The 12,911-nt window shown below is 48.5% G+C and carries 10 protein-coding genes; 2 read left to right on the top strand and 8 right to left on the bottom strand.

Annotated elements, in window-relative coordinates; genetic code table 11:
* Positions 1-111: 111 nt before the first annotated feature.
* The 4 genes from EYB31_RS23200 to EYB31_RS23185 form a co-directional block, all read right to left on the bottom strand.
* Positions 112-1,593: a sulfatase family protein gene (locus tag EYB31_RS23200; RefSeq protein WP_276322083.1), complete on the bottom strand. Its 1,482-nt coding sequence runs from the start codon at positions 1,591-1,593 to the stop codon at positions 112-114.
* 103 nt (positions 1,594-1,696) lie between these two features.
* Positions 1,697-2,569 (bottom strand): carbohydrate ABC transporter permease, encoded by an 873-nt coding sequence (locus EYB31_RS23195; RefSeq protein ID WP_240762764.1) that lies wholly within the window; start codon positions 2,567-2,569, stop codon positions 1,697-1,699.
* A gap of 1 nt (position 2,570) precedes the next feature.
* Complete coding sequence (locus tag EYB31_RS23190) at positions 2,571-3,560, bottom strand: ABC transporter permease (protein ID WP_131015803.1); 990 nt, start codon at positions 3,558-3,560, stop codon at positions 2,571-2,573.
* Between the two features lie 117 nt (positions 3,561-3,677).
* Positions 3,678-5,201: an extracellular solute-binding protein gene (locus EYB31_RS23185; protein ID WP_131015802.1), complete on the bottom strand. Its 1,524-nt coding sequence runs from the start codon at positions 5,199-5,201 to the stop codon at positions 3,678-3,680.
* Positions 5,202-5,467: 266 nt separating this feature from the next.
* On the opposite strand from EYB31_RS23185, the gene EYB31_RS23180 reads away from it, so the two are divergent.
* Both EYB31_RS23180 and EYB31_RS23175 read left to right on the top strand, forming a co-directional pair.
* The gene (locus tag EYB31_RS23180) at positions 5,468-6,478 is read left to right on the top strand and encodes a response regulator transcription factor (protein WP_131015801.1); all 1,011 of its coding nucleotides are present in this window, start codon (positions 5,468-5,470) and stop codon (positions 6,476-6,478) included.
* A gap of 116 nt (positions 6,479-6,594) precedes the next feature.
* Positions 6,595-8,301, top strand: a complete 1,707-nt coding sequence (locus EYB31_RS23175; RefSeq protein WP_165452567.1) for a cache domain-containing sensor histidine kinase — start codon at positions 6,595-6,597, stop codon at positions 8,299-8,301.
* A gap of 130 nt (positions 8,302-8,431) precedes the next feature.
* On the opposite strand, the gene EYB31_RS23170 is transcribed toward EYB31_RS23175, so the two are convergent.
* Genes EYB31_RS23170 through EYB31_RS23155 form a run of 4 tightly spaced genes read right to left on the bottom strand, consistent with a single transcriptional unit; the run spans position 8,432 to position 12,890 of the window.
* Positions 8,432-9,754: a sulfatase family protein gene (locus tag EYB31_RS23170; RefSeq protein ID WP_165452566.1), complete on the bottom strand. Its 1,323-nt coding sequence runs from the start codon at positions 9,752-9,754 to the stop codon at positions 8,432-8,434.
* Between the two features lie 14 nt (positions 9,755-9,768).
* Entirely contained in the window at positions 9,769-11,157 is a 1,389-nt protein-coding gene (locus EYB31_RS23165) for a sulfatase family protein (protein ID WP_131015798.1), read from the bottom strand.
* 31 nt (positions 11,158-11,188) lie between these two features.
* Entirely contained in the window at positions 11,189-11,977 is a 789-nt protein-coding gene (locus EYB31_RS23160; protein ID WP_131015797.1) for a carbohydrate ABC transporter permease, read from the bottom strand.
* A 4-nt stretch (positions 11,978-11,981) separates the two neighbouring features.
* Positions 11,982-12,890, bottom strand: a complete 909-nt coding sequence (locus EYB31_RS23155; RefSeq protein ID WP_131015796.1) for a carbohydrate ABC transporter permease — start codon at positions 12,888-12,890, stop codon at positions 11,982-11,984.
* Positions 12,891-12,911 lie beyond the last annotated feature (21 nt).

Raw genomic sequence — 12,911 nt, 5'->3', positions numbered from 1 at the left:
AGATCAATCCTCCGTTGTTGTAATGGTAGTTGGTTTACTTCTTTTGTTCGGTACAAGCTGGCAGCGAAACCACCCGCCATATAGCTGCCAGCAATTGACGTACACGGTTGTTCAACTTTGCTCTTCACTTCTCAGTTCGAATGATTCCATTTTATTCCTGTACCAATCTTTTAACTCCTGGGCCGCTTCGTTCTGTGGAACATTTTGCGCTTCAATTTGTGCGGCCTCGACGTTTAGGTGAGTGGGCGTTACTGCATCGAATAAAATAAATTGGAGCAAATCTTCCTTAAATTCACCAATCAGCTGCCGATGTTCCGGATCCTCGTACAAATTTCTCAATTCCAGCGGATCTTTAACTAGATCGAAGAACAAATGATTCGTCTGATCTCTGGAATATAACAATTTGTGAGTTTGCGATCTGATCATATACTGATTGGATGACGCGCCTTCGCAAATAATATAATCTCGATTGGCAGTCCCCGTCTTCAGATCGATGCCCGCCATATGCTTATCGGGCTGAGCATCAGCAAGCTTCAGAAGCGTAGGAGCAAGATCAATATTATTCACGAGTTCGTCCGAATAAGCCATCTTGTTCCGTTCACCCGGATATTTAATGATAAGCGGAACTTTAACAAGCGGATCGTACATATGGTTGCTCTTCAACAGCATGTGATGGAAACCTAAATATTCGCCATGATCGCTCGTATAAATAATCATCGTATCGTCATATAAACCTTTTTCCTTGAGCAGCTCCATCATTTGACCTACATAACCATCAATATGTGAAATCGAACCGTAGTAAAGTGCCATCGCACGCTTTAATGCATCGACCGTTAATTGATCATTCGGAAAATAACCGCCGTTCATCTGAAGATCGTGCTGCAGGCAGTTCTCCGTCCAGCCGGGCAGAACCGTTAAATGCTGAGCATCGTACATCTGGCTCCAAGGTGCCGGAGGATCAAAAGGATGATGGGGTTTAATGAAGCTGACCATTAAGAAATTCGGCTCTTCCCCACCCCATTCGCCAAGTGCGGCTAACGCTTGATTACCGATCCATGTTGTAGAATGATGCTCTTCAGGTAAGTTCGACTCCACCGCTCCGAACACGTCCCAATAATGCTTGGGAGCCTGCTTCCGGTATTCGGATACTTGGTCGATCAGATCGATCCCGTCAACCAAACCTTGCTGTCTCAAATACCGGTGGTAATCGTCGTCATATCTCCCGGAGCCGTCCTGCTCAGCCAGTTGTAAATGCTCAAACCCGATGTTCATATACGTGGGAGTCAGATGCATCTTGCCTACCGCTTTCGTACGATAGCTATTGCGCCGCAAAATTTCCGGAAACGCCTTGTCCGGTGCCGGAATGGTGGCATGATTCGCCCATCCCGTATGCTGATGCGGATATAACCCCGTCAATACGGAATAACGGGAAGGCGTGCATACCGGGGCCGCGCTGAAGCTGTTCCGATAGACCGTTCCGTCGCTAGCAAGCTTATCAATATGAGGAGTTTGTATTTCTTTATTGCCGTATGCTCCCAAACAATCAAACCGATGCTGATCACTCATGATTAATAGGATATTTGGCTTTCCCAATGGTTACCACTTCTTTCTGTTAAACTACTTTTCACGCAGCTATTCTTCACTCATGTTCAAATCGATTTTGCCTGTCGCAGTATCAGCAGCAAGATATGAATGCCTAGCCCTTAACTGAGCCAAGGAGCATTCCTTTATTAAAATATTTTTGCAGGAAAGGGTATACCACCAGCAGCGGCAGAGCAGTCACGACGATTGCAGCCATCTTGACCGGCGGCCCGAACTGGTAATCAATAACGGAGGATTCGAATGAAGAGTCCGTATTTGTGATCAGCATCTGTCGTAATATCACTTGCAGCGGCCATCTATGGGTGTCGTTGATATAAAGAATAGCAGTGAAATAAGTATTCCAGTGACCTACCATATAGAAAAGCGTAAACGTGGCCACAGCCGGCATCGCCAGTGGCAGGATGATCCTCACGAGCAGCCGGAACTCACCGCAGCCGTCGATGTGCCCCGCTTCATCCAGCTCTTGTGGTATGTTCTGAAAAAAACTGCGCATCACGATCAAGTGAAATGGTGCGATCGCTCCGCCGAGCCATATTGCCCAATAGCTGTCGAGCAAGTGCAAACCTTTCATAATCAGGAAAGTCGGTATAATCCCGCCGCTGAAAATCATCGTAACCAATACAAGAAAGTTGAGTGTTTTTCTTCCTTTCAGCCACGATTTCGACATCCCATAGGCCATTAAGCTGGTCAGCACAATATTAATGAAGGTACCAATTGCTGTAATATACACCGCGTTAAACAAGGACTCGACGAAATTATCATTGTTCATCAAATATCGATAAGCCCCTAGCGTCCATTCGTGGGGTATTAAGAAGAAACCACGCGTCAGCACTTCTTGTTTGGTAGAAAATGAGCTCATCACGACGTATAGGATCGGGAGAAGAACGGCGGCCAAGACCAAGATCAAGGCGCCAAGCACTGTGGAACGATACAGGATGCTGGAACCGCTCGGATCGTATTTTTTCAACTTAGTACACCCCTTCCTCGCCGCTTTTCTTGGTTAGAAAATTAGCCAGCATGATCAAAATCAAGCCGACAAACGACTTGAACAAACCGACGGCGGTCGTAAAGCTGAACTCGCCAGCCAAAACCCCTTCTCGATACACATACGTATCGAATACGTCGGAAACACTGCGATTCACTGAATTTTGGATCAGATAAATATGTTCGAAGCCAATGTCCATGACTTGTCCCAGACGCAAAATGAATAAGATAAGAATGGTCGAGCGGAGCGAGGGCAAGCTGATGTGCCACATCTGATGCCACCTGCCTGCTCCGTCAACGACAGCCGCTTCATACTGGGACGGATCCACGGAAGCAAGCGCAGCAAGAAAAATAATGGCATTCCAGCCGGTTTCCTTCCAAATGTTCTGCAACGTATACAACATGCGGAAATATTGCGGATCGGTCATAAGCTCGATACGAGCGAACCCTTTAGTAGCCAGCAGATTATTAATCGCGCCGTCTTGCGTAGCAAACAGCACAATCGTGATGCCCGCTACGACTACCCATGAAATAAAATGCGGCATATACACGACGGTTTGCACGGTACGCTTGAACAGTGCATTCCGCACTTCATTCAGCAATAACGCAAGCACGATCGGAGCCGGGAAAAACAGGAAAATGTTCATGGCGCTTAAGATTAGCGTATTCCGAAGGAGCACCCAGAAATCCGGCGCTCCAAACAACTTCTGAAAATTCTCGAACCCTACCCATGGGCTATGCAAGAATCCGTCAAACGGATCATACTGCTGAAAAGCAATGATGATCCCGCCCATTGGAATATACCGAAAAATGATAAAATAAAGGAGCCCCGGTAAAATCATAAGGTAGAGCGGAATTCCCCTTTTCCATAGCCGTATCGACTGCTTTCGCAGCTCCTGCCGGGAATGATGGGCTTCGTTCCACTTCGTATCTGGCAACTGCAAAGCGGCGTTCGCAGTTTGTTTTTTGTTCATATTAATTACTCCTTACTATCAAATAAGTCAATCCGCGTCAGAGAATAAATTTGAGAAGGCTCCCACCAGGGAGCCCTCGATGTTTACCTAGTCACTTTGGATGAACTTTGCATACGGTTACTGCTTGCTGGCCGCGTAAGCGTCATTGATTTCTTTAATAATTTTATCCCCGCCGCCTGATTTCCAATCGGCTACGGCTTTGTCGATAGTGTCTACTGATTCTTTGTCGATAATTGCTTTCACCAAAGCTTGCGCCAGCTTCTGATCCAGGCTTGCTCCGATTTTTACGTTCGTATCCGATACCAATCCGGCGCCAGGGTTTTTCCAAGCATATTTAGCATTATTCTCAGCCCAGACGCTTAGATTTTGCGCCAACTGCGGATCGCTAAACTTGAACACCTGAATGAGCGGATCATATCTGCGGAGAAACCAAAGCGAAAGGATTTGCGGTCTGTTTTTGTCAAAGTCGAGTTTCTCGTATTTGTTGCCGTCAACTTTCTTGTAGTCGACACCTTCAATGCCGTTCTTAATCAAATCAGTTCCTTCGTCGGACATCATGTAGTCAAGCAGCTTCAGGATGCGCTGCTGCTTTTTAGGATCAATTTTCCCATTGATGACTACCTTTTGCGTTCCTCCTGTACCCGTAAGCGTTGCCTGTCCTTTCGGCCCCTTAGGCGGCAATAACTGTACAACCTTAGCTTTCGGATCTACCTTTGTGACCGAAGGAATCGTGCTGGAGTATACTTCATTAGGATTGACATAACCGGTCCCGACTTTGCTGGCCTCAAATTTATTAAGGGGATCACGAAGTTTATTGACAGCGAAATCTTTGTCCAGTACGCCTTCGTTATAAGCCTTCTGAAGGAAAGCTACCATGTCCTTCAGCTCCGATACCTGCGTTTGGTACGGAATGAGCTTCCCGTTTTCTTCTTTCCAGCCGTTCGCAAGCCCAAAAGCGCCCTGCAGGAAGGCAAGTCTCTCGAACACACCTGTCTGCGGATTGACCGCAAAGCTGAAGCCAACCGTATCCTGTTTGCCGTTCCCGTCAGGGTCTTGGGTTGCAAAAGCTTTTGCAACGCTATAAAATTCGTCAATCGTCGTCGGCATCTTCAGATTCAATTTATCGAGCCAGTCTTGGCGAATGGCGAGCGAATCACGGGTTTCAGGAACATAATACGGTAACCCATAATATTTATCCTTCGGGTTCAGTATTTTAAATCCGTCTTCGCCGAGATATTTCACTAAATTCGGGTACTGGTTCAAAGAAGGTTTTACATCCATTAAAATACCTTTTTGCTGCCATGACAGATACCGTTTGATATCTCTGATTGTGTAGAGGTCTGGCATATTATTGGCAGCTGCCAGCGTTTCCAGCTTGTTATCGTAGTTGTCGTTTGGCACCCATTGTATCTTCAAATCGATATTCAGTTTCTTATTGAGCTCTTGAACGATCTCGGCGTTATCCGGCCAACCGCCGCCATCGACGCTATAAGTCATCATGTTGATCGCGATTTTTTCATTCCCGTCTCCGCCGGCTCCATTATTTGCTGCATCTGGCTGCGTTTTGGCGCTGCTCGAGCAACCGACAACGTTGCTGAATACGAGAGCTGTCGCCATCATTGTGAATAAACTCTTTTTCATTTGTACTCCCCCTTGTAGTTTTCTACAGCTGATCAAGCAAAGCAACCGCTTTCTACAACAAGACTTACATCAAAAACACTCGCATTGGCTGCCAATGTCCATATTCTAGCCAAGATTCAGAAATTCGTCTTTAACCTAAATGATGAATTGTTAACCATTTCAACTTTCATGAAGTATAATCCTAACTATCATATTGGATTATACGTTAATAACATATAATATATAAGACACAAATCCTTTGATGTTTAGAGCGAGGAGATTACCCCATGTTTCATGTTCTGGTTGCAGAAGACGAACCGCTCGTACGCAGTGCCGTTATTGAAATGGTCGAGAATTCCAGCTGCGGATTTAAGGTTGTCGCAGAAACGGGAAATGGCGAAGATGCTTGGAACTTAATCCAGGAGTTATGGCCGACGATTGTGATTACGGATATCGTCATGCCTAAAGGTGATGGATTGTGGCTGCTCCGACAGATCGATGAACAAAAATTGCCGATCGTTACGATCATCATCAGTGGTCATGACGATTTTGATTACGCCAAGCAAGCGATTCGTCACGGCGTATCCGAGTATTTGCTGAAACCGATTTTGGAGGAGGAGCTTCTGGATGCACTGCGCCGCTCACTCAACCGCCTCCATGCGCTCAGAGATACACACGCGTACCTTGTCCGTATGCAAGAATTTTTCATCGAAATCGATAAGTTAGACCAGCAACAAATGATCCGGGAAATAATGGCCATTGTAAATTCGCTGCTGCAGATGAAGTCGGCTCCCAAGGGTGTCCGCACCAGTTTACTGAGCGTTTTTTCGAATAAGCTGATTGAGCTCCTTCAAGGCATAGATCCAGGTTACCAACCTCCAGCTAAAAGTGAAAGTGACGAAGCCATTCGCAGTTATTTTCTTCTGCTAGTGGAAGCCTGGGGCCGTATCAGTGCCGCAGCTTCCAGCCAGGATGTGAAATCGATTATTAAAAAGGCATGTGATCATATCAAACAGAACTATATGAAAAACTTAACAGTGACCGGAATGGCTGAATACTGCAGTCTGAGCACTTCGTACTTCAGACATCTCTTCAAACTGCATACGGGCCACTCCTTCGTCCATTACCTGAACATACTTCGAATCGAAAAAGCGAAGGAGCTGCTCTGGGAGTATGACATTAAAGTTTATGAAGTGTCGGAAATGGTCGGTTACGTATCACTTCCGTATTTCAACCGTGTTTTTAAAAGCGTCGTTGGCGAGTCTCCCAATGAATATCGTAAGAAAATGGGGTTATGAACATGCGTTTTCCGTACCGCTTTTCGATTAAATGGAAGATGACCGCCGGATTCTTCATCGTTAATCTTGCATCCTTGCTCATGATGCTTCTATTTTCACATAATTATTTTGGAGAAGTGATACAAAAGGATTTCTACAGGCTCTCCAGCGAGTCGGCGACAAATGTGAATCATCACTTTGACTATTATTTCAAGCAGATGATCCGCTCGACAAATTCATTAACACGCAACAGCGTTGTCCAAACGTGGCTGACCCATAAAGAAGCTCGAATAAGTTCAGAGGATACGGTGGAGAGCGAGCTAGTCCGCAGCATTGGCAACAATTATCCGGAAATCGTGGGAATGTTCTTGATGTCCGGCGATGGAGACATTGTGTCTTCATTTGGGAAGTTTTACTCCAACCCGCTTTATTATCAGCAGGAACCATGGTTCCACACACCCATTTCACCGGAAACGAAAGTGTTGTCCACACACAGGGTAAATTACCCTCAGCAATCACAAGTCCCCGTATTGTCGCTCATTATTCCGGTTTATAGCGTCAGCGATATCGAATTATGCGGCAGATTAATCATTGATTTTAATATGTCGGAAATCGGCTCAACGTTTAACAGTTCCAATCTGGGGCATAACGGCTTCTTCTTTATCCTTTCCGATGACGACACGATCGTATATCATCCCAATGCGGAGTGGCTCGGCTTGCCGAGATCGCAAACAGAGATGGTCACGCTAAATCTTGACAATCCTAACAATACGTTCATTCAAAGCTGGCATGATGGAAGTTGGCTTGTCTCGAAAAGCAGCTCTTATGTGACGGATTGGAGAATTGTCGCAGTCACCCCATTCGACGAAATGGCCGGTGGATTAAAGACAGCCAGAAACGCAACATGGTTTACATTTTTTGTAATTACTTTATGTATTTTATTTGTCGTCCCTTATGTATCCGCACGATTCGTACAACCTGTTATCATGCTGCAGAACCTGATGCGCCGGCTGGCCGGAGGGGATCTTTCGGTACGCGCCAAAATCAATGAAGGCAAGGACGAGCTTCAGGAATTGAACATCAGCTTCAATACCATGGTGAAGCAATTGAAGGAGCTAAACGAAACCGTAATTGAGCTGAGGGTAAAAGAAATCAAATTCATGCTTCGTCAAAAGGAAGCGGCGATCCGTGTACTGCAAAATCAGATTAATCCACACCTGCTTTATAATTCTCTAGAGCTTATCAAAAGCATCGCCTATCTGGAAAAAACACCCAAAATCGAGCTGCTGGCCCGCAATTTGGCAGACGTTTACCGCTACAATGCCAAATTTGCCGATGCAGAAGTGACGCTTCGGGACGAGATTCAGCATTTGATGAATTATTTAGGCATCGTAAAGATACGATTTTCGCTCTATTTTCAAAGCAATATTTATGTGCATGAGAAATTTCTAGATTGTCTGTGCGTCAAGCTGACACTGCAGCCCATTGCAGAAAATGCGGTTAAATATGCGGTCGAACCGAATGGTGGAGACGCCGCGATCTTGGTCAGCGCTTATAACGAAGATCAGGATCTAATTATCGAAATTGCCGATAATGGGCCGGGCATTACAGAGGCGAGGTTAAACGATTTGACTAGCCAATTAGCTCAAATAACCGAGCATTGTGACGCTGAATATGTGCGTAACGAGTCCTTGGGCATTACCAACGTTCACGCCCGTCTTGTTTTGAAATACGGTGAACGTTACGGGATCCGGTTAAGCTCCTTTGGCGGCAAAGGAACGGTCGTTTCCATTCGCATCCCTTTTCGTGTAGAACAACCAAATGCCCGAAAATCTTCAATTTAATGTGGAAAATCAGAATTGGCACAAAAAAAACAATCCCCTCCGAACCTGCTGCAGTTCGGTTGAGGGGATTGCTCTCTCCAATCATTTTGTCCATCGCTTGCTCTAACGCTGAAGCGGCCGCCGCCGGCGTTCAAAGCGCCGAGGCCAATCTTGCGGCAATTTCAGGATAATCCTCGGCAACGTTGTGATTTTCCCACGGATCGGCTTTAATGTGGTACAATCTTGCTTTCCTTCCCCGTTCGGCGATCAGCTTCCATTGCCCATCCGACACCATTCGCCACTCCCCGGCATGCTGCGGCCCTTCATCCAAGCCGGAAACGTGCGTTTCGCGCAGCACGGCGGTCTCGCCGGCAAGCACTTTGCGGAAGGACCATGCATCCTCGGCTTCCTCCATGGAAAGACCGGCAAAATCGAGAATGGTACCGGCCACATCTTGAAGTTCCACAAGCGCATCGCTGTACCTGTCCACTTGCACACCCGGGCCGCTGACGACCAGCGGGATGTGGGTGGAGCCGCGTTCCGGCTTGCATTTGCCGAATAAATCGAAATCGCCCAACATATCTCCATGATCGGAAGCGTAAATGACAATCGTATTGTCCAATTCTCCCCGCTTGTCGATCGCCTCCAGCAGCAGCCCGATATTGCGGTCAATGTTTTCAAGCATGGCGGTATAATTTTGCCGGATGCCGTTCCATACCTCCCGTGGCAGCGTGCAGCGGTTCGGTTCCGGAAACTGGATCTGTTCCCACGCCGCTTTCATCCGGTGCGTAATATCAAAAGGTTCATGAGGTCCCGTAAAATTAACCATCAGGAACCAAGGCGTCTCCTGCGGAAATGTGCTCAGCAGCTCAAGCCCGTTGCGCGTCAGCCAATTGTCGCAATACGCCTCATCCGGCAAATCCGTCGCATCCGTACGTTTGCCGCGATCCGTCATGTCCCTCAGGTGAACTTCCGCAAGCCCTTGATCGTATAAGTATTTCATATAAGGATCCTGCGGCGCATCTTTGCCCGACACAATAGCGTCGATTTTACCCGCATTATCGACGCCGTCGGTAAATCCGAGCTGGCCTAGCTCGTCGATCCAGCCGTCCAATCCCCACCAATGCGTCGCCTTATGAAGATCGAATTTGCCGACCCCGCCTACGCGGTAACCGCCGTCTTTCAGCGCCGAATAAAATGTTTTCCGCTCCAGCGGGTAATTCTCATGGTTCCCGGCTACACCGGCTTTGTTATATCTGAGTCCGGAAGCAAGCGATGCCCTGGCCGGCGCACATAACGGCGAGGAGGTCACGGCCTTGGTGAAGGTCGTACCCCGCCGCATCAGCGCCTCCAAATGAGGCATACGCAAGGGCAGCGGTTCCATCCCCAGCTCGGACCATACATGCGGCGCAAACGGCAGCCAATCTCCGCGGTGCGTATCCGGAAACAGAAAAAGAAAATTAGGGCGGCTCACGGTACCATCACCTCTCAATGTGCGGTTTCAATTAATAGCGGGTCTCCCACATTCCGCTGCCACTGCAGCAGCTGCGCCTCCAAGCGCCGCAAGTGCGGCTCATGCGCAGATTCCCCGGACAAATCGCTGACTTCCCAAGGATCGGCCTGCAGATCAAACAGTTGGGTTCGCTCGGAGCCGCCCCCTCCCGAGCGGTAATAACGAATCAGCTTCCAACGGTCGTCCCTCACCATACGCTGCAGCGATTTATAGGCTGCAAACACGTTTTCCCTCACTGCAGCCGCTTGGCCCAGGAGCAACGGAGCAAGACTTCGCCCCTCTGCCGTCTGCGGACAAGAAATGCCGGTCAAATCGCATAATGTCGGAAAAATATCGATTTGGCAGCCCAGCGCTTCGATTCCCGCCGCTTGCGGCAAACCGGGTCCGCGCATGACAAGCGGAATGTGCACGCTGTGCTCATACAAGTTTTGTTTGCCCAGCAAGCCGTGTTGTCCCAAGGCAAGCCCATGATCCGCCGTATATACCACAATCGTATCATCGGCGCGCCCGCTGGCTTCCAGCGTATGCAATATACGTCCGATCTGCTCGTCCATATGCGTAATCATGCTGTAGTAGTCGGCCAAATGGCGGCGGATTTCTTCCGGCTGCCGGGGAGTGACGGCCAATTGCTCGTCTCGCACTTGCAGTTCTCCATTATCGAAAGGATGTTCGGTCATAAAATTGCCGGGAAGCGGCAAACCTTCCGGCGAATAAAGCTCGGAGTATCCCGGGGGCGGCGTTCTCGGATCATGAGGGGCGGTAAACGCCACGTACAAAAAGAACGGCTCGTCGCTTTCATAACTTTGAATAAAATCACTGGCGGTCTCGGCAAACAATTCCGACGAAAATACACTGCTCATTTGCGCCGCTTCTTGGGGGTAAATCCCGTCAAGATCATATCCATGCACGGGCAGGCCGACATGGTCTCCCATCCCGCCAAAGAAAATATTAGCGCCGTCCGAGAAGCTGCGGGCAAAAGCCGCTTTGCCGTTATGCCATTTCCCGGTGCCAAACGTGCGGTACCCTTCCTGACGCAGCACCTCCGGCAAAATGGCGAGCGCAGGATTCAGCTCCCAAAGGCTGCGATCTTCGGTCTCCGCAAGCGTGACCTCCTTATTCGAAACGGTCGAGCGAAACGCATTCGCTCCCGTTAATAAACTGGCACGGCACGGCACGCACAACGCCGCCGTCTGACCGCCCATTGTATATACGGATTGAAACAACACCCCTTCCGCCGCCAGCCGATCCAGATTGGGGGTCCGCACGTGCGGATTCCCGTAAACGCCGATACTGTCCGAACGATGATCGTCGGCAATGATAAATAAAATATTCGGCTTCTTGTTCCCGGATTTTTGTTCGCTCATAGTATCCTCCAAGTCTTATGCGGTCTTCAATTCATTTGATGGCCCCGCTTGTCAAACCGCGCTGCATGTATTTTTGACCGAAGATATATAGAACTACGATCGGAATGGTAATCAACACCAGCGCCGCAAATACTTTGTGATAATCCGACGTATATTCCTGGATGAAAAATTTAGGAGCCATTGTTACCGTAAGCATCGCTTCTTTATTAATAAACGCCAGCGGAAACAAATATTGGTTCCACGAATTCAGAAACGTCAAGATGCAAATCGTAGTTAACACCGGCACGGCCAAAGGCAATATGATATGGAAAAACCTTCCCCACGCGCCGGACCCGTCCATTTCCGCCGCTTCCAGCAGTTCTCCCGGGATTTCGTCAAATGAATTGCGGACGATAAGCAGCGTAAACGGAATGCTTAACGCCACTTCCGGACCGATCAGCGACATGTACGTATTGATCCAGTGAAATGCTTTGACCGTGTGAAACAGCGGAACCAGCATAGCTACCGGCGGAATCATCAAACCGATCAAACAGAGCGCAAACAAAGACGAGTCGCCCGGAAACCTCAGCTTGCTGAAGCCGTATGCGGCCAGCGAAACAACGGCCAGCAAAAGCGCAACAACACACACCGATACGATAAAGCTGTTCATCAGAAAATACGGAAACTGCTTGAGGCTGAGCACCGCTTGATAATTGGCCCAGCCTCCTCCCTCAAACGAATACATGACAAGGTAGACGAGCGGCACGACCCACACCGCAGCAAGCAGCAGGAGAAGGCCGTTCATAACGAGCTTTTCGGACAGCTGCAATCGGACGAACATGGCGCTACCTCCTGATTTTGTTATAAACGCGCAGCTGAACCACCGTGTAGCCGAACGCGATCAGCAGCAAGATGACGGAAATGGCGCTGCTGTAACCGGTATGGTATTTTAACAGCGATTCGCGGAACAAAAACGTCGACAGCAGCTCCGTTGCGTCTCCCGGTCCGCCTTCGGTCATAATCCACACGAGGTCAAACACCTTCAGGGCAAAGATGATGCCAAGAATCATCAGTGTCACGTGGGTGCCGGTCAGCATCGGGAAAATAATGTGGCGAAACTGTCGGACCACCCCGGCTCCGTCGATTTTGGCCGCCTCGAATATTTCCTGCTCCATGTTCAGCATGCTCGTATAATAGATCAGCATGTAAAATCCGGCATTGGCAAAAATATAAGCGGCGGCGATCGCGCTCAGCGAAGTCGCCGGATCGGATAACCAGGAATGCGCCCAGTCGTTTAACCCGGCCGCCCTCAGCAGCGTGTTCAGCAGCCCGAAATTCGGCTCATAAATGCCGGAGAAGGTCGTTCCGATCGTCACGACGGCAATGACATGCGGCAGGAAAAAAATCGATTTGAACATTCCGTCCAAAGCCCATACGCCGTTCAGCAAAACAGCCATCAGCAGGCCGATTGCCATCGAAGCGGGAAGCGTAAGGAGGAGGAAATATACCGTATTGCCAAGCGCCTTATAGAAGGCGGAATCCTGGAACAATTGGATGTAGTTGTCCAGTCCGATGAACGTTTTGCTGCCGATTCCCGTCCATTCGAAAAAACCGATGTACACATTGTAAAAGATCCCGAAAAACGTAAACACACCTACAAAGAGCAGTAAAGGAAGCGTGAAAAAAAATCCTGTGAACCGGTTTCGTTTCCGCTTCTTGACCGGCTTCGCGCTCCGCTTGTTCCATTTCCTCAAAGCGAATTCCACCTGTATCCT

Origin of the sequence: Paenibacillus thalictri, assembly GCF_004307995.1 — a bacterium.
GTDB lineage: Bacteria > Bacillota > Bacilli > Paenibacillales > NBRC-103111 > Paenibacillus_AF > Paenibacillus_AF thalictri.
The sequence above is the reverse complement of the archived record's forward strand: the minus strand, read 5'-3'. Positions and strand labels throughout refer to the sequence as shown.